Consider the following 16,786-nt stretch of genomic DNA (forward strand, 5'->3'; position numbering starts at 1 on the left):
AGCGGAGGCTTAGATGAAAACATTATTAATGATTGCCCACGCCCCTTCGCCCAATACCGAGCGCCTACGTGATGCAGCGGTAAAAGGCGCCCAACACAAGGAGATTGATAATGTGCACTGCGTGGTTAAAGCCCCGCGTGAGACCACACCGGAAGACATCCTCGCTTGTGACGCCCTTCTGTTGGGTACGACCGAAAACTTGGGGTATATGGCCGGTTTGGTAAAAGATGTATTTGACCGCTGTTACTACCCGGTACTGGAGGAAAAGCAGGGTCTACCGTTCGCGCTTTATATTCGCGCGGGCCATGACGGTACCGGCACCCAGCGTGCCATCGAAAGCATTGTGACGGGGCTGCGCTGGCGCTTTGTTCAACCGCCGCTTATTTTACGCGGCGAATGGCAGGATGATTTTGAAAATCAAGTGGAAGAGCTCTCGATGTATTTAGCGGTGAGCCTGGAAAGCGGCATTGTATAACTCAGCTAAGCCTGCCTTACTGTAAAGACGCATTCCGTGTCTGTTGCGCTAATAGCGGCCGCTTTATTTATCACGGGATTTATCACGGGATTTATCACGGGCCGCTATTAGCGTGACTCAACGCATGTACTTCAGGTAATCATTATGCACAATGTCATCGCTTTTTATGATGATCGTGTCCTCGCTCACGAACCCAACATCGAGGCCGATTTTTTACCCGACCGTATCGACAAGCGCATTCGGCAGCTACTTTCCGGTCTTCCCCTTCCATGAAAATATCCCGAACACCCTGGGCGGCTGATAGCCATTCAACACTTACTAACCAAAGCCCCTATTGAAGGCTTGGCGTTTGAAGGAGGCAAAGCGGCCACCCGAGAGCAATTGGCCCGGGTGCATACAACGTCTTATTTAAGCGATATTTTTAGTTTGAGAGGCAAAAACGCCTGGCTGGATGTCGATAACACCGCAGTCTCCCCTGGCAGCATCGAAGCGGCTGAAGTCGCTGCGGGCACGGCTATTGCCGCCGTCGAAGCGGTCATGGAAAAGCGTACGCAAAGTGCTTTTGCGCTCATTCGCCCGCCAGGCCGCCAGGCCACCATGCAGAACCGGTGCGCGCACGCGGTTTTTGCCTATTTAACAACGTCGCCGTCGCGGCAGCGCATGCACGCAGCGTACTTGGCTGTGAACGCGTGCTGATCGTCGATTGGGACGCCCACCACGGCAATGGCACACAAGATATCTTTTGGGCAGAACCCGACGTGATGTTTTTTGATATACACCGCGCCGCCCCCTTCTATCCAGGCTCGGGCCATCTTGAAGAAGTCGGCGCCGGCTTAGCCGAAGGCACCACGGTCAATGTGCCGCTCCCCGCTGGCGCAGGCGATGAAGCTTTACTCAAAGCCTTCCGTGAAATTTTGGCCCCGGCAGCTGAATGGTTTAAGCCCGATATTATTCTCGTCTCAGCCGGATTTGACCCGCATTGGCACGATTTAGCGCTGAATGTTTCTTACGAAGGGTTTGGCGCGATGACGGGGTTTCTACAACAACTGGCCGAGCAACATTGCGCAGGCCGACTCGTATTTATATTGGAAGGTGGCTACAACTTGGAATCGCTCGCCAACGGCACCCACGCCGTGCTCTCGGTACTGGCCGACAAAAGCGTCCCGGTACCAGACACCTGCGGCATTGCGGAGGTCGACGCGGCGGCTAAGTTTCACCGCACGGCGTTTCAAGCTGAATAATAGGCAGACAGCAAAACGGCACCCCGTAAGGTGCCGTTTTGCTGTCTCACTGCCTAGTGCAAGGTCAAATTACTTAAGTCGTTCAAACACCGTCGCAACGCCCTGCCCCATGCCGATACACATCGTGGCAAGCCCCAAGGTGGTATCGCGCTGTTGCATTACGTTAAGCAGCGTGGTGCAGATGCGCGAGCCCGAGCAGCCCAGCGGGTGCCCCAAGGCAATGGCGCCGCCGTGCAAGTTGACCTTTTCGTCCATGGCATCCAGGAAGCCCAGGTCTTTCAACACGGGAATACCCTGAGCGGCAAACGCCTCGTTGAGCTCGACGGTTTGAATATCGTCTGCTGTCAGGCCGGCCGCTTTTAGGGCTTTTTTGGATGCTGGTACTGGGCCGTAACCCATAATGGAGGCATCGCAGCCCGCCACACCAGTGGAGAGTACTTTGGCAATGGGCTCAAGCCCTAGGGCCTGGGCACGCTCATAGCTCATTACGGCCATCGCCGAGGCACCCACGGAAAGCGCCGATGACGTACCCGCCGTGACGGTGCCACCGCGTGGATCAAACACGGGCTTTAGACTTGCCATTGATTCCACACTTGCCTCGGGACGAATCACTTCGTCGTTTTTCACCAAGACTTTAAAACCGCGCTGATCGTGGCCTTCAACGCCGACGATTTCGTTATCGAAATAGCCTTTCTCCATCGCAGCCTGTGCGCGCTGATGCGAACGCACCCCGAACTTATCCTGATCTTCACGCGAGACGCCGTGCATTTTGCCCAGAAGCTCAGCGGTTAAGCCCATCATCATGGCCGCTTTGGCTGCGTGCTTGCTCGCCGCCGGGTTGACGTCGACACCGTGGGCCATTGGCACGTGCTCCATGTGCTCAACCCCGCCGATGACGAAGAAATCCCCCATACCCGCCTTGATATTGGCAGAGGCAATATGAAGTGCTGTCATTGAGGAGCCGCATAGGCGGTTAACCGTTTGCGCGGGCACAGTGCGCGGAATGCCGGTCATGATAGCGGCGTTACGCGCAATGTTCATGGACTGCTCTAGCGTCTGGTTAACACAGCCCCAAATCACATCATCCACTTCAGTTGGATCTAAGTTAGGATTGCGATCAAACAGCGACTGCATCACCGCCGCCGATAGATTCTCAGCACGAACGTGACGGAAGGCACCGTTTTTGGCTTTCGCCATGGCGGTACGCGTTGCATCGACCACCACGATATCTCTTGGGTTCAAGCTCATCTTTTGTCTCCTTAGCGCGGTGGCTTACTGAGTGTTGGCAGCGTAAAAACATTCGTTGTTTTGCGCCATTTGACGCAGCTTATCGGTCGGTGCATAAAGCGGCCCCAGCTCCTCGGCAAGCCCTTCAGCTAGCTCAACGAACTTGGCCACGCCCATCGCATCGATATAGCGCAACGCGCCACCGCGGAACGGGGGGAAACCAATACCGTAAATTAGCGCCATATCCGCCTCAGCCGGAGAATCAACGATGTCATCTTCCAAACAGCGCACGGTCTCCAAGCACAATGGCACCATCATGCGGGCAATAATGTCGTCGTCAGAGAGCTCTTTCTGTTCTTTAACAACTTCTTTCACCAACGCGTAAGCTTTGTCGTCGCTGACCTTTTTAGGTTTGCCCTTTTTATCTTCTTCATAGGCGTAGAAGCCTTTATCGTTCTTCTGACCTAAACGGTCATTGTCGAACATCACTTGAATAGCGGTTTTGCCCTCTCGCGCCATCCGATCAGGGAAGCCTTCAGCCATTACTTCATTGGCATGAACAGCGGTGTCCAGCCCGACCACATCCAGCAGATACGCAGGGCCCATCGGCCAGCCAAACTTCTCCATGACCTTGTCAACATGCTGGAAGTCGGCGCCCTGTTCCATCAAGAAGCTAAAGCCGCCGAAATAAGGGAACAGCACACGGTTGACCAAAAAGCCTGGGCAGTCGTTAACCACAATCGGCGTTTTGCCCATGGCGCGGGCATAGGCCACAGTGGCCGCGACGGCCGCGTCACCGGTTTTCTCACCGCGAATGACTTCCACCAGCGGCATGCGGTGCACCGGGTTAAAAAAGTGCATGCCACAAAAATTTTCTGGGCGCTTTAAGTTTTGCGCCAAGCGGTTAATCGAAATCGTTGAGGTGTTGGAGGTCAGGATGGTGTTCTCGCTTACCAAACCCTCGACTTCAGTCAGCACGGCGTCTTTGACTTTCGGGTTTTCGACAACCGCTTCGACCACCAGATCGACATTGCCGAAATCGCCATAGGAGAGCGTCGGGCGAATATTGGTGAGCTTTTCCGCCATCTGCTCAGCAGTTAACTTTTTACGCTCAACCTGCTTGGAAAACAGTTTGCGGGCTTCTTTCAGTCCCAGCTCAATCGCCTCATCCTTGATATCTTTCATCAGGATCGGCGTGCCCCTGGAAGCGCTTTGGTAGGCGATACCGCCGCCCATAATGCCAGCACCGAGTACCGCCGTCTGATTAACCGGCTGGGACTGCTTCTCGTATTTGCCTGCTTTTTTCTTCACCAACTGGTCGTTCATAAATAAGCCGACCAGGTTGTAGGCGACATCCGTCATCGCCATTTTCGCAAAGGCCGCCGCTTCAATTTGCTGGGCGCGTTCGCGGCTCTCGCCAGCGCCTTTTTGAATGACCTTGATGGCTTCTACCGGCGCAGGATAGTGCGGCCCGGCTACCCCTTTCACGTACCCTTTGGCAGTTTCAAACGCCATCATTTGTTCGATAGCGTTGAGCTTCAACGGCTCTTTCTTTTCATTCCGGCACGCCTGATAATCCAGCTCACCGGTATTGGCACGTTCGAGAATATCGCGAGCGGCGGCGTCGAGTTCGCTATTAGGCACTACAGCATCTACTGCACCGACTTTTAGCGCTGCATCGGCCTTGTTTTCGGTACCGCCGGAAATCCATTCAATTGCGTTATCGGCGCCGATCAGGCGTGGCAGGCGTACACAACCGCCCCAACCGGGGATAATACCGAGCTTGGTTTCCGGCAGGCCGATCTTGGCCTTTTCGCCCATCACACGAAAATCGGTGGTCAACAGCACTTCACAGCCACCGCCAAGCGCTAAACCGTTAATCGCCGTCACCGTGGGAAACGCCAAGTCTTCAATGGCGTTGAAAATCGCATGAACACGTTCAAGCATATCGGAGACGAAGTCGTCACCCTTGCCGAACATGCTCTGAAACTCCGTAATGTCGGCGCCAACGATAAACGTCTCTTTGGCGCTAGTGAGAATCAGGCCTTTAACACCATTCTCTGCTTGCAGGGCATTGACTGCCTCGCCTAGCTCCGACACAACAGCGCTGGAAAGTTTATTGACCGACTCATCTTTCAGGTCGAAAGTGAGGGTTGCGATGTCGTCATCGCCACGCGCCACCGTGATGGCATTACCTTGATAAATCATCCGCGTCTCTCCACAGAAGGGCTCTTTCTCGGAATGGCTCGTTAAGCGCCACCGAAATAGAACAATTTCGCTGACACCGCACATTCATACGGCCGTTTGATTACGATAGCTTGGTTGAGATCTCAGGCGGCGTCAAGCCCTGACTTTTGGCGAATAAATTTCGCAGCGCGACTGATAACATAACGGGTGTTTCTTTGATGATGCCTCACCATGGTTAAGCTCTCTATTATCCACGCTACCCAGCTACAGAAGCATATCGAACGCCTAGTGACGCGCATTAGGCGGACAGCGCTTAGGGTTGATTCGATTGACCGTATCCGAGGATGAAGAAGATGCCACACGAGCGGATAGCCAAATACGCGCAAGTGGTTTAAGAAAGCTGGACTTACAGCGTTTTATTCCCGGCCAATCACAATCCAATGACAGCGAGGAATAATGAGTTGAAAAAGAAGTGGACCCACCGTGATTAACTCGCCTTGCATTCAACCGCTGAGCTGTTGAAAATTTGTCCATTCACTTATTCGGGTCGTTTTTTCCTTATGGCTACCACTCTTGGTTTTCGTATCGCTCGCCTTCCTCATCTTTGGCGCTCTATTTTAGATCGCCGCTTAGCGCCACTCGGCCTCACCCAAACGCGCTGGGTGACACTTTATCACTTATGGCGTATGGGTGATGGTCAGCCCCAATGCGAGCTAGCCCGCGCCATCGGCGTTGAAGCGCCGTCACTCGTCCGCACGTTGAGTCAGTTAGAATCGCAAGGATTGATTGAGCGCCATGCCTGCGAAAACGATCGTCGCACCAAGCGGATCTACTTAACCGATGCAGCCATGCCACTACTGGAAAAAATCGACCGCGTAGCAACCGACGCCCGACAGGAGATGCTGGCGGGTTTAAGCGAAGAAGACATTGATCAGCTTAATCGCTGGCTTGCACGTATTGAGGAGAACGGTCTCGCTATCCAAGCACAGGATCAAGAAATGCCACTATTACCCTGAGAGGCCGCCATTTTCAGAAGAGACAGGCGGCGTCAGCGGCTGCGAGCGGGGGCGATCAATTCGTCCGCGAAGCCCGTCGCGCAACTGTTGAAAATCCTCAACATACGTCACAAACCGCTCGCCGGTTTGTGACTCCCACCACCACAAAATAAGCGCGGCTTCCTTTGACTGCAGCACCAGGGCATCTTGAGGCAAGCGTTCCAGTAACGCTTTTAGCCGAGCGCTCACTTCACCAGGCAATGGGCGAAGCGGTTCGACCCGCCAACGCCAACCCGAATGATAGGGCTCTAGTTCTTCACTCGCCTCTTCTTCACGGACCAATAAAAAATCAGGACCGGGCTCATCCAACGGGTAACGCCAGCAGTACGCCGGCATTGTCCCTTTAAAGTAGTGAAGCGGTGGTGGCTCGATTTTGACCTCAACGCCGTGCTCGCGAGCACGCTTTCGTAGCTGCATCTGGCGCTTCTGCCTTGGGCTGGGCTGAAGCCACATGATAGGCGCACCCACTAACATCAAGACGAATATAATCAGTAGCCATTCCATCTTGTCGATTCCTTATACTAAAGCGTTGAAGGTATCATCAGCGTAATCATCATCGGCAAAGCTAAATGTTGATCTATATCGTTGTTAAACAACGGGAGTCATCCTACAGTATGGGGAGTTGAGCATCCGCAGCATAGCACCCTGCACGCTTCTGCCTCTCGCCAAAGGAGTACCCTATGAGTTATCACCATATTCTTGTCGCCGTCGATTTGACTAAAGATTCCCACAAGGTGCTGGAACGTGCCGTTAATATATCCACACGTAACGAAGATGCCAAAATCTCGATCATGCACACGCTTGAGCCGCTTGGCTTCGCTTACGGGGGTGATATCCCCATGGATCTCACCAGCATCCAAGATCAACTCGACGACCATGCTAAAAAGCGCTTAGCCGAAATCGCAAGCCCGCATATATCAGCAGAAGATCAACACGTTGTGGTGGGTATGCCCGACACCGAAATTCACCGTTTTGCTGAGGAAAACGATGTCGACCTAATCGTTGTCGGCTCACACGGCCGTCACGGGTTCGCCTTGCTGCTTGGTTCTACCTCCACCGGCGTACTCCATGGCGCAGAATGTGACGTACTCGCCGTACGCGTAGGTAAAAAAGGCGAAAAAAGCGACGAATAAGTGAAACTTAATATTCATTTAAAAGGCGCCTGCTGGCGCCTTTTATCGTTATGCTAGGTTTACGCGTTGCCTTCGGCCATTGCCTCCAGTTCCATCCAACGCTCCATAACCGCTTCCAATGCTTTTTGCGACTCACCTAATGCTTCAAGCTCGGCGGTGACAACGCTCGCTTCTTGTTGGTAAAAACCAGGATCGCCAACTTTCGCTTCCCGTGTTTCGATGTCTTTTTCCAACCGCTCAATCTCAGCTGGCAGCGTATCAAGCTCACGCTGCAACTTGTAAGAAAGCTTGACGGTCTTTTTCGGTGGCGTTTGCGCTGCAGGTGCGGAAGCCTCCGACGTAGAGGGTGTGGCATCAGTTGCTGACTTTCTGCTCTCAGCATCCCAAGGCGCGGGTGGCAGTTTGCCCCCCTGGCGCATCCAGTCTGTGTAGCCGCCGACATATTCCTGAACATGCCCTTCGCCTTCAAAAGCCAACACGCTGGTCACGACGTTGTCCATAAAGGTCCGATCGTGAGATACCAGTAGCAGCGTGCCGTCAAAATCAAGCAGCAGCTCCTCCAGAAGCTCAAGCGTTTCCATGTCGAGATCGTTGGTCGGCTCATCAAGCACCAGCACGTTAGCAGGCTGCGTAAAGAGCTTCGCCAACAACAAGCGGTTGGATTCCCCGCCCGAAAGCGCTTTCACCGGCTGGCGCACCCGGTCTGGGGTAAACAGGAAGTCTTGCAGGTAACTCATCACGTGGCGGTCTTTCCCTCCCACCGTGACGCGATCACTTCCCTGCGCAACATTGTCGTACACCGTTTTATTCAACTCCAAGCCGGCCCGAAGCTGGTCAAAATAGGCAACGTTGAGGTTGGTGCCGAGACGCACATCGCCCTCTGTCGGCGTAAGCTCGCCGAGCATAATCTTCAAAAGCGTGGTTTTACCCGCCCCGTTACGGCCTAAGAAACCAATCCGGTCCCCGCGCTGCACCTCGAGATTAACGTTAGCAAGCACCACCTCATCACCATAGCGTTGAGTGACATTCTTCAGCTCGACTACACGCTTGCCGGTGCGCTCGCCACTATCCACACTAAGATTCGCTGTCCCTTGGCGCTCGCGGCGCTGGCTACGCTCTGTGCGCATTTGTTCGAGTGCTCTCACCCGCCCTTCGTTGCGGGTTCGGCGCGCTTTGATACCTTGGCGAATCCAGGTTTCTTCTTGCGCCAGTTTTTTATCAAATTCAGCGTGCTCGCGTGCTTCCACTTCTAACTCGTGCTGCTTACGGGCCTGGTAGTCCTGATAGTTACCGGGGTAACGACCTAGCTTGCCGCGATCAAGCTCAAGAATATTGGTGGCCAATTTAGACAAAAAAGCGCGGTCGTGGGTAATCAACAGTACCGCACCGTTAAACGCCAACAGCTGCTCTTCCAGCCACGCGATGGTATCCAAATCCAGGTGGTTAGTCGGCTCATCGAGCAGCAGTAAATCTGGCTGCGCCACTAACGCGCGTGCTAAGGCCACACGACGACGCCAGCCGCCTGAAAGCGCACTCATGTCGGCTTCCGGCGGCAAACCCAAGCGGGTGAGCACCACGTCGATCTGCTGGTGGAACGACCAGCCATCAATCGCTTCCAGGCGGGTTTGCAGGGTGGCCATCCGCTGCATATCCGGGTCGTCGGCGTTGATCAAATGGTGATACTCCGACAATAGCTCACCAGCTTCAGGCAGGCCTTGCGCCACAACCTCAAATATCGTGAGCCCTGAAGATGCTGGAAGCTCCTGCGCCAGCACGCCGATCTTTAGCCCAGGCGCGCGCCAAATCATGCCATCATCAGGCAAAATGTCGCCGACCACTAGCTTGAGAAGCGTGGATTTACCCGTGCCATTACGCCCAACCAGCGCCAGTCGCTCGCCCTTTTCTACCGTTAAATCGGCTTGGTCGAGTAAAACATGGGTGCCGTAGGCCAGTTGCAGCTGTTCTAGTCGTAGCAGGGTCACGCAGCGTCCTCCTCAGATTTAAGGCGCACAGTGTAACGCATGCGAGCGCATAGGTGTTTGCTCTCTTGTCGTCGTTATTATCGTCGCTAAGCGTTAAGCGCGTTAGACTATCCACTAATTTCTTTACCGTTCAACGTGAGGAGCTTTGCGTGGCACATCCTGCCTTTGACGACTTTCTTCCAGAAGCGCTTCAATTTCATGCGCCTGAGCCGCTAGTGGATATTGGCGCTAACCTCACGCATGAAAGCTTTCAGCGTGATCTTCCCGCTGTCGTTGAGCGCGCACGTGCGGCTAACGTCACCACGTTAATTTTGACCGGCACCGACCTTGAGCACGCCAAACAAGCTGCCTTGCTTGCCGAAGAACACCTAGGCTTTTTTGCCACCGCCGGCGTTCACCCTCACGATGCAAGTCGCTGGACACCAGCACTCGGCCGTGAAATGGCCGCGCTCTACGCTCACCCTAAGTTGGTCGCCGTTGGCGAGTGTGGACTCGACTTCAACCGCAACTTCTCCACACCGACTGAACAAGAGCACGCTTTTGAGGCGCAGCTAGCCCTTGCGGCTGAAAGCGGATTGCCACTATTTCTCCACGAACGTGATGCGGGGCCGCGCATGCGCGAGATGCTGAAAAGCTGGCGTGATGATTTAGCAGACGCGGTTATTCACTGTTTCACCGCTGACAAAGAGACACTTTATGGCTATCTCGACCTAGACTTACATATTGGTTTGACGGGCTGGATTTGTGACGAGAGGCGCGGGCACCACCTACGCCCTCTGGTTAGCGATATCCCGCTAAACCGCTTGATGATTGAAACCGATTGTCCGTATTTGCTGCCGAGAAACCTACCATCGAAGCTGAAAGGTCGCCGCCATGAACCGGCGCTTTTGCCATGGATTGCACGCGAGATTGCCCACTGGTATGGCATCAGCGAAGCGGAACTTGGCCAAGCGACGACTCAAACAGCGCACACTTTTTTCCGTCTATCCGCACAGCAACTAAAGGAGTCAGCATGAGCGAAATACCCGGCTTTATTGCCATCGAAACAGGCGACGAAGAAGGTTTGCCAGTAGCGATTGCGTGGTCATTGTCAGATGGGCGCATTAAACACACGCTGATTCACCCCGATGACAGCTGGTTTGACGATAGCTCCAGCGTGACTCGCGAGTACAGCAGCGAAGAATTAGAAAGTCTTGCTGTTAGCCCTCTGGATGTGATTCGTGAGCTGGAAAACGACCATTTCAGCGCCACGCTTTACACTAACGATAGCGGTGAAGACGAGCTCGCGCTCACCCGTATATTCGATACCTACGGGATGGACCCTTTTATTGAGCTCGCCCCTGCCGAAACGCTTTATGACAACGTGAGTGCCAGCGAATGGCAGCGCCAACGTAGCGACGCTTTCGGCGAGCTAAGCCTAGAACCGATGCGACCCGAACATGAAGTGGAAGTCATGTTGAGCATGCATCAGCGGCTATCCACCGACGAGGCGTGATCAAGCACGTGACAGCCAGCTTCGCAGGCTTGCGTCAGCGTCGTGCCCTCTTGGTAGTAACAGTGTAGCGCGGTATAAAAGGCTTTGGCGCGACGCGGCAAACCCTCTGTTTGGTAGTGTTTCGCTCGCTGGGCGACGCGATTGGCAAACGCATCACGGCTTACGCCTGCTTCACCGCCTGAATGATCCAGATCAAGGTTATCCACGCTAACGTGAAAGGTGCGCCCACTGGCTTCAGCAAACAGCGACTCTAGTGCTTGAGGCGCCACTTCAGCATTTTCAAAGGCTTGCTGCTGCTCGACGTTACGACCATCCGGGAGATACCAGTAGCCATAATCTTCCCACTGACGACGTTTTGCCCCAGCGATGCACCAGTGGCTGATTTCGTGCAGAGCGCTGGCGTAAAACCCACGCGCAAATATCACTTGGTGATACGGCGTTGAGGCATCAGCGGGTGTATAAAGCGGCTCATCACCACCGCGGATCAGACGAGTTTGGTAACGCTGGGCAAAAAGCCCTTCAAAGAGCGCAGTAATATCAGCAAGGGTCCAGCGCGACTTATCTTCCATGTAACCCTCTTCTCTTGGATCATAAATGCTGGCTAAAGCGCGGGGATAAAGCCAACGTGCGTAAAAAGCCGACAGTATAATCGCAAGCTAGAGTAAGGATAAATCGTGCACTCGGTGGTTAGCGCGAGCAGTAAAAACTCCTGCTACCATAGTCTCATTATCCAGAAAATTTCACTCTTGAGGAGCGCAACGTTGGGTAGTGCCGCCAAAAAATTCACCACACTATATTGGCCTGAAACGCGTTCGCTTGTCCGCTTAGCACTCCCTATTTGTGGCGCGCAATTAGCTCAGACGGGTATGAGCGTTGTCGATGTCATGATGACCGGGCGTCAGAGCCCAACCGCGCTCGCCGCGGTGTCGGTGGGGTCAAGCCTTTGGATGCCGCTGATGCTTTTTATGACCGGCACGCTAATGGGGCTAACGCCGATTGTGGCGCATCTACTTGGTGGGCAACGCCATGATGCCATCCGACCTGCCGTGCATCAGGCACTGTGGATGGCCCTGTTGCTCGGTATCGTTTCTGCCGCGTTGTTGTGGCTGATCGTCATGCCGATTTTTAACGCCATGGATGTACCGGCGGATGTCGCGCAAGCATCCACTGCCTATCTCGCTGCTGTAGCGTTTGGTATGCCGGGGATCGCGTTGTTTCAAGCTCTGCGCGCGTTTTCGGACGGCATGAATCATACACGCCCCGCGCTTTGGATCAGCCTGATTGGCTTAAGTGTCAACATTCCCGCGAATTACCTGCTGATTTACGGTGGCGACGGCTTGGTCGATCTTTTCGGCGTTTGGCTGCCGCAAAGCATGCAACAACTACCCGCGTTGGGCGCACTAGGCTGCGGCATTGCCACCGCGATCTCAATGTGGACGATGGCACTCGCTATGATACTTTACACGCGCCGAAAGCACGTTTACGGCGCGGTGATGCTTTGGGAGCGGCTTACACTACCGCAGTGGGCGGGTATCCGAGAGCTGACGGTTGTCGGCGTTCCAATAGGGGTGGCAATTTTTGTCGAAGTCACTCTGTTTACACTGATCGCACTTTTTATTGCCAGCTTCGGAGAAATCACTGTGGCCGCCCACCAGGTTGCCCTGAGCTACACCACGATTTTGTTTATGCTACCGATGTCGTTGAGCATGGCATTGACCGTGCGTGTAGGCAATACCCTCGGCCAGCAACGCCAGCAGCATGCACGCTTAGTCGCCTGGAATGGCATCGCGGTGAGCCTTGTAACCGCGCTGATCAATAGCGCGCTGCTATGGCTGTCCGGTGAGTTCGTCATTTCGCTTTACACCACTGACCCGGAAGTACAAGCGCTGGCGGCATCATTGCTGGCGTTAGCCGTTTTCTATCAAGTGTCTGACTCGCTGCAAGCCAATCTGGCCGGGGCTTTGCGAGGCTATAAAGACACACGTATTGTCATGGTGATTACCGTGCTTTCCTATTGGTTAGTCGGGCTCGGCGGTGGGCACTGGCTCGGCACCCGGGGTGTCTTTTCTGGCGCATTAGGGGTTCATGGCTACTGGATTGGGCTCATTGCCGGCTTAAGCACTGCTGCTCTACTATTGGGCTGGCGATTACAACGTATTAGCCGTGAGAGATAACCCTGTTATGCGCCATATGTTACGCCCTTGCTTCCTCTGGATTATTAGGAGCTTGTTGTTTTTTAGCTTAACCGGCTGCGGCCAAGGCAGTGAGGCGGAAAATTTTTGGCAGAACTACCAACAGCAACTTAGCGGCGCACTGAATACAAACAGTATTGAACGGTCGCCACCGCCCAATATCGGCGCGTTTCCCGAACGGCAATCGGTACTTTTTGACATTAGCGAAACCCGTGAAAGCCTGCTCAATGTCTATGCGCTGCGTGAATGCAACATTACCTCGCTGGTTGCCGCCCGCAATAACCAGCTCGGGCGCGTTGCTCCTCCTAGCCAACAGTGGCTGTATGAGCGCGAGTTGTGGCAGCGCATTAGCCAATGCTGGAATACTGAGATACCCGGCGAACTCAGCGACGAGAACCGCGAGCGCTTGCGTGAGATTACATTGACCAAAACCACACAGCTTCCTTATGTCAGCTGGAACGCGATTTTTGATTCAAGTGAATGGAAGAAGAGCTTCTCTCGCGCTAGCCAACCACTTCCCGCCAGCGAGCTAAACCTATCGTCAGAAATAAGTGACATAAATGCAGGACTTGATGCCCTCCTCTATCTACGCAAAATGACTCTCCACCAGTTTGATCGCCAGTGGCAGCAAGATTCAAGTCAACTAGAAAACCACCTTAAGATGCTACAAGAGCGTCCTTTAACCGCAGAATTACTCCGCACACTGATGCTGGCGACACAGCGACTGGACGAAGCGACCTCACTGCTCCATTTTGCTGATCAAAGCCGCTGCTTGCCCGCTTGGGAGCGTACTTACCTGGACCAACTCGCACTGAGCGCTTACACCTGGCTTAGCGAGATCGCTACGCTTATTAACAGCCACCCCATCACACCCCCGGCTAAGTGGCAGCGCTATTACCGTGCATGGCTATCGCTTGAGGCGCAGGATGCCCCATGGAAAAACTTCCAACGTGCGCTAACAACACATTTGGCGGCCCGCCGTGAGTTTTCTGTGTGCCAAGCATCAGTATCAGATGAATAAGGGAAAATTGCGCCTAGGCCTTAACCTTCGCTTCAAGCTGTGCTATTGATGACTTATGCGGGAGGCTTGCTATACCTGCTTTACTAATGTCGAGACCACGCAGCACCAGGAGGGACATCATGGGCGCATCACTGTCACCCCGTTCTGCCCAGGTCATCGACCTGGAAACCGTTCGTCAGCGCCAACAGGCGCAGAAGTGCTTAACCCGCTTAGCCCCTGAGCTAGATGGGCTAGAAATGGTGTATCAACTCGACACCGACCCAGAGAATTATTACGGCATGCCGGTATTGGCTTGGGGCTTACGCGAAGATGGGCAAGTTGTAGGGCTCATCCCCTGGATGGACACACTGACGCCATGCCATCGCCTTGATAATCATGAAAATGGCTGTTTTGTGGGTTATCGTGATCCCGAAACTGAAGAAATTTTTACCGAGCCGCCTGAGCATAAATGGCACGAGCTAACAAGCGCTGCTGATTACTTCGACTATGAAGCCTCGCCAGAAGTAACCCTAATCCAGCAGATTCCAGATATGCTCGGAACTCACGCTCTCTGTATGGATAGCACCAAGGCTCCATGGCATATGAAGCCGGTTTATGGCTGGAACCTCTATAGTGATGGCAATGTCGATGCACTGCTTGCCGATGAAGACAAAGCGACAATGACCCCCATTTTGTTAGGCGATAACTGCCTTTACAGTGCTCGCTCGCGTCATCCGAAGCTCTATTTCTTTCAACGCCATATCGCCAACCGCATTCTGGAAGAAGATCCGGCAACACTTGAAGCCTTAACACTCATTGCCGTTCCATCAGCGCCGTAAGCTACGGCAGCCAATCAAGAAACTCTTTGTAGGCTGCCGATCAAAACATACGGTTAAAGAGAGTCAGGCGAGGCGAATAAAATAGCGGTATGTTTCACCTGACGTTTCTTGGGCAATAAGCTCGTGCTCTAAAAATTGACAAAATTTAGGCACATCTCGCGTAGTGGCAGGGTCAGTCGCAACCACTTGCAACACCTGACCCGGTGTCATATCACGCACCTTGTTGTGCATCATCATGATAGGTTCGGGGCAATAGAGGCCGCTGGTATCCAATACTACGTCGTAGTCAGGTAAAGTTTCTATGTTCTCAGCCATTTAGATCCTCGGTTTAGGAAGCAAAAGGTATGATCAAAATTATCATTGAACGGCGAATTATGCCTGGCTTGGAAGAAGAATATGAGCAAGCCGCACGCGAGGCAATGCGCGTTTCATTAGGTGCCCGCGGCTTCGTTGGGGGCGAAACCTTAGTCGAGATGGGGCATTCTGACAGGCGCCTTATGATCACCAAATGGCGCGACTTACGTGCTTGGAAAGAATGGCACACTAGCGAAGATCGCGCCGCTGCTATGCAACGCATTTTGCCACTTCTTACCGAAGAAGAAACCATTCGTGTCTACGAAGGCAGCTATTAATTAGGGCTATGCTTAGCTTTCCAACCGGACATGCACCGTCACTTCTTCGCGATCGTGGTAGAGGTGGCGGCACCGTATCTGGCTTTTCACCCCTGCTTGATGCAACGAAGACTCAAGATGAGAAAGGCACTTACCGACTTCTTCCCAGCGCTTTTTCATGGGTAGCTTCAAGTTAAAAACCGCCTCTTTGCACCACCGCCGAACCAGCCAACGCTCAACCATCGCCAATACGCGCATAGGCTTATCGACGATATCACACACCAACCAGTCCAAACGTTGCGGTGGCTCCCACGTAAAACCGTCTTCTTTTAAGTGGTCCACTTGACCGCTTGCCATTAGCTCAGCGTTCATGGGGCCATTATCAATGGCATATACGTACATGCCTTTTTGCACGAGCTGCCATGTCCATCCACCAGGTGCTGCCCCTAAATCAGCTGCCGTCATGTGAGGTGAAAGCCTCACTTCCCTCTCTTGCTTAGGGATAAACTCATGCCAAGCCTCTTCTAGCTTAAGCGTTGAGCGGCTTGGGGCACGTGAAGGTGATCGTAAGCGGCGTATACCCCCTGGCAGTTCGCTGCGATTCCCCGGAAACGACATACCCAGCTGTACGCAGGTGCCACTTTTCCAAAACACGTGCAGCCGCCGACCTCCTGCCTTTCGGCGCAACGCACCGCGCTTTTTCAATGTGCTTTCGAGCCGACGCGATAAGGCCCTGATTAAGCGAGAGAGCGCTTTGCCGTCGTTGGTATCAGGGGTTTCATGCCAAATGGCATCAAAACTCCACCCAGCTTCTAGCAGCTGATCGACAATAGGGCTTAACCGATCCTCACGACTCAACGTTAACTCTGGCAGTGCCACTAAGCTTTGTCGCGTAAAGATCAGTATCTCAAACGCAGCTAAACGGTGTAAATCGTTGATTGGCTCTTCGCCCTTCCTCGATAGACATGCCCACCCATCGCCGCTTTCCTCAACACACAGAAACCCATGCACACCCGCATGGTGTTGCAGCTCGGCTAAAGCAGCTTTTTCAAAACCAGGTCGACAATACACCAGCCATGTTGATGGAACCGCGTGAGCCACTGATCTCCCCTCTTGATTCACTTGCCACTTAATAAATAAACGCGTACAGAACACACGGTAATTTTCACGCGGCATCATATCATGCTGAAGCGCTTGATAGCTTCAGCAAGTAAACCACTAACCAAAACAAAAAAAATCCCCCCGGGCCTGAGCCCGGGGGGATTTTTCGGATAAGTGCCTGACGATGACCTACTCTCGCATGGGGAGGCCCCACACTACCATCGGCGCTGAGCGGTTTCACTACTGAG

17 protein-coding genes and 1 pseudogene are annotated in these 16,786 nt (G+C 53.6%); 11 read left to right on the top strand and 7 right to left on the bottom strand.

Annotated elements, in window-relative coordinates; translation table 11 throughout:
- The first annotated feature begins 13 nt into the window (after positions 1 to 13).
- From M8006_RS11260 to M8006_RS11265, 3 genes and pseudogenes are all read left to right on the top strand, one after another.
- The gene (locus M8006_RS11260) at positions 14 to 475 is read left to right on the top strand and encodes a flavodoxin family protein (RefSeq protein ID WP_250082218.1); all 462 of its coding nucleotides are present in this window, start codon (positions 14 to 16) and stop codon (positions 473 to 475) included.
- 144 nt (positions 476 to 619) lie between these two features.
- Positions 620 to 748: a hypothetical protein gene (locus M8006_RS18165; protein WP_284047025.1), complete on the top strand. Its 129-nt coding sequence runs from the start codon at positions 620 to 622 to the stop codon at positions 746 to 748.
- A 60-nt stretch (positions 749 to 808) separates the two neighbouring features.
- Positions 809 to 1,716, top strand: a pseudogene (locus M8006_RS11265) (histone deacetylase family protein).
- A gap of 69 nt (positions 1,717 to 1,785) precedes the next feature.
- Here the strand turns inward: M8006_RS11265 and fadA are convergent.
- Both fadA and fadB read right to left on the bottom strand, forming a co-directional pair.
- Positions 1,786 to 2,964 carry an acetyl-CoA C-acyltransferase FadA gene (gene fadA / locus M8006_RS11270; protein WP_250082221.1) on the bottom strand — a complete coding sequence of 393 codons (1,179 nt, stop codon included), beginning with the start codon at positions 2,962 to 2,964 and terminating at the stop codon, positions 1,786 to 1,788.
- Between the two features lie 24 nt (positions 2,965 to 2,988).
- Positions 2,989 to 5,151: a fatty acid oxidation complex subunit alpha FadB gene (fadB, locus tag M8006_RS11275; RefSeq protein ID WP_250082222.1), complete on the bottom strand. Its 2,163-nt coding sequence runs from the start codon at positions 5,149 to 5,151 to the stop codon at positions 2,989 to 2,991.
- A gap of 539 nt (positions 5,152 to 5,690) precedes the next feature.
- Here fadB and slyA point away from each other — a divergent pair.
- A complete protein-coding gene (gene slyA / locus M8006_RS11280) occupies positions 5,691 to 6,146 on the top strand; it encodes a transcriptional regulator SlyA (RefSeq protein WP_250082224.1) in 456 nt (151 codons plus the stop codon).
- Here the strand turns inward: slyA and M8006_RS11285 are convergent.
- Positions 6,138 to 6,689: a preprotein translocase subunit YajC gene (locus M8006_RS11285; protein WP_250082226.1), complete on the bottom strand. Its 552-nt coding sequence runs from the start codon at positions 6,687 to 6,689 to the stop codon at positions 6,138 to 6,140. The genes slyA and M8006_RS11285 overlap by 9 nt on opposite strands.
- A gap of 176 nt (positions 6,690 to 6,865) precedes the next feature.
- Here M8006_RS11285 and M8006_RS11290 point away from each other — a divergent pair, with 176 nt between their 5' ends.
- A complete protein-coding gene (locus tag M8006_RS11290) occupies positions 6,866 to 7,318 on the top strand; it encodes a universal stress protein (RefSeq protein ID WP_250082228.1) in 453 nt (150 codons plus the stop codon).
- A gap of 59 nt (positions 7,319 to 7,377) precedes the next feature.
- Here the strand turns inward: M8006_RS11290 and M8006_RS11295 are convergent, their stop codons facing one another.
- Positions 7,378 to 9,300: an ATP-binding cassette domain-containing protein gene (locus M8006_RS11295; RefSeq protein WP_250082230.1), complete on the bottom strand. Its 1,923-nt coding sequence runs from the start codon at positions 9,298 to 9,300 to the stop codon at positions 7,378 to 7,380.
- Positions 9,301 to 9,449: 149 nt separating this feature from the next.
- On the opposite strand from M8006_RS11295, the gene M8006_RS11300 reads away from it, so the two are divergent.
- Positions 9,450 to 10,316, top strand: a complete 867-nt coding sequence (locus M8006_RS11300; RefSeq protein ID WP_250082232.1) for a TatD family hydrolase — start codon at positions 9,450 to 9,452, stop codon at positions 10,314 to 10,316.
- A complete protein-coding gene (locus tag M8006_RS11305; RefSeq protein ID WP_250082234.1) occupies positions 10,313 to 10,795 on the top strand; it encodes a hypothetical protein in 483 nt (160 codons plus the stop codon). The genes M8006_RS11300 and M8006_RS11305 overlap by 4 nt, the downstream gene beginning before the upstream one ends.
- On the opposite strand, the gene M8006_RS11310 is transcribed toward M8006_RS11305, so the two are convergent.
- Positions 10,768 to 11,364: an elongation factor P hydroxylase gene (locus M8006_RS11310; RefSeq protein WP_250082236.1), complete on the bottom strand. Its 597-nt coding sequence runs from the start codon at positions 11,362 to 11,364 to the stop codon at positions 10,768 to 10,770. The two genes, M8006_RS11305 and M8006_RS11310, sit on opposite strands and share 28 nt — an antisense overlap.
- Positions 11,365 to 11,556: 192 nt before the next feature.
- Between M8006_RS11310 and M8006_RS11315 the strand changes: the two genes are divergently transcribed.
- From M8006_RS11315 to M8006_RS11325, 3 genes are all read left to right on the top strand, one after another.
- Positions 11,557 to 12,969 (top strand): MATE family efflux transporter, encoded by a 1,413-nt coding sequence (locus M8006_RS11315; protein ID WP_250082237.1) that lies wholly within the window; start codon positions 11,557 to 11,559, stop codon positions 12,967 to 12,969.
- 55 nt (positions 12,970 to 13,024) lie between these two features.
- The gene (locus M8006_RS11320; protein ID WP_250082239.1) at positions 13,025 to 14,008 is read left to right on the top strand and encodes a DUF3080 family protein; all 984 of its coding nucleotides are present in this window, start codon (positions 13,025 to 13,027) and stop codon (positions 14,006 to 14,008) included.
- Positions 14,009 to 14,127: 119 nt separating this feature from the next.
- Positions 14,128 to 14,826, top strand: a complete 699-nt coding sequence (locus M8006_RS11325; RefSeq protein ID WP_250082241.1) for a hypothetical protein — start codon at positions 14,128 to 14,130, stop codon at positions 14,824 to 14,826.
- 63 nt (positions 14,827 to 14,889) lie between these two features.
- On the opposite strand, the gene tusA is transcribed toward M8006_RS11325, so the two are convergent.
- Positions 14,890 to 15,141: a sulfurtransferase TusA gene (tusA, locus tag M8006_RS11330; RefSeq protein ID WP_250082244.1), complete on the bottom strand. Its 252-nt coding sequence runs from the start codon at positions 15,139 to 15,141 to the stop codon at positions 14,890 to 14,892.
- Positions 15,142 to 15,170: 29 nt separating this feature from the next.
- Here tusA and M8006_RS11335 point away from each other — a divergent pair, with 29 nt between their 5' ends.
- Positions 15,171 to 15,458: an antibiotic biosynthesis monooxygenase family protein gene (locus M8006_RS11335; protein WP_250082245.1), complete on the top strand. Its 288-nt coding sequence runs from the start codon at positions 15,171 to 15,173 to the stop codon at positions 15,456 to 15,458.
- A 12-nt stretch (positions 15,459 to 15,470) separates the two neighbouring features.
- On the opposite strand, the gene rlmM is transcribed toward M8006_RS11335, so the two are convergent.
- Complete coding sequence (gene rlmM / locus M8006_RS11340; protein ID WP_250082247.1) at positions 15,471 to 16,538, bottom strand: 23S rRNA (cytidine(2498)-2'-O)-methyltransferase RlmM; 1,068 nt, start codon at positions 16,536 to 16,538, stop codon at positions 15,471 to 15,473.
- Positions 16,539 to 16,786: the final 248 nt, after the last annotated feature.

The sequence above is a fragment of the Halomonas llamarensis genome (assembly GCF_023555005.1).
In the GTDB taxonomy this organism is placed as follows: domain Bacteria; phylum Pseudomonadota; class Gammaproteobacteria; order Pseudomonadales; family Halomonadaceae; genus Vreelandella; species Vreelandella llamarensis.

Bases quoted from the DNA above. Each gene is read 5' to 3' on its own strand.
- M8006_RS11335 (WP_250082245.1), top strand. From the start codon at position 15,171: ATGATCAAAATTATCATTGAACGGCGAATTATGCCTGGCTTGGAAGAA.
- tusA (WP_250082244.1), bottom strand. From the start codon at position 15,141: ATGGCTGAGAACATAGAAACTTTACCTGACTACGACGTAGTATTGGAT.
- slyA (WP_250082224.1), top strand. From the start codon at position 5,691: ATGGCTACCACTCTTGGTTTTCGTATCGCTCGCCTTCCTCATCTTTGG.
- fadB (WP_250082222.1), bottom strand. From the start codon at position 5,151: ATGATTTATCAAGGTAATGCCATCACGGTGGCGCGTGGCGATGACGAC.
- M8006_RS18165 (WP_284047025.1), top strand. From the start codon at position 620: ATGCACAATGTCATCGCTTTTTATGATGATCGTGTCCTCGCTCACGAA.
- M8006_RS11310 (WP_250082236.1), bottom strand. From the start codon at position 11,364: ATGGAAGATAAGTCGCGCTGGACCCTTGCTGATATTACTGCGCTCTTT.
- M8006_RS11290 (WP_250082228.1), top strand. From the start codon at position 6,866: ATGAGTTATCACCATATTCTTGTCGCCGTCGATTTGACTAAAGATTCC.
- M8006_RS11260 (WP_250082218.1), top strand. From the start codon at position 14: ATGAAAACATTATTAATGATTGCCCACGCCCCTTCGCCCAATACCGAG.
- M8006_RS11285 (WP_250082226.1), bottom strand. From the start codon at position 6,689: ATGGAATGGCTACTGATTATATTCGTCTTGATGTTAGTGGGTGCGCCT.
- M8006_RS11305 (WP_250082234.1), top strand. From the start codon at position 10,313: ATGAGCGAAATACCCGGCTTTATTGCCATCGAAACAGGCGACGAAGAA.
- M8006_RS11325 (WP_250082241.1), top strand. From the start codon at position 14,128: ATGGGCGCATCACTGTCACCCCGTTCTGCCCAGGTCATCGACCTGGAA.
- fadA (WP_250082221.1), bottom strand. From the start codon at position 2,964: ATGAGCTTGAACCCAAGAGATATCGTGGTGGTCGATGCAACGCGTACC.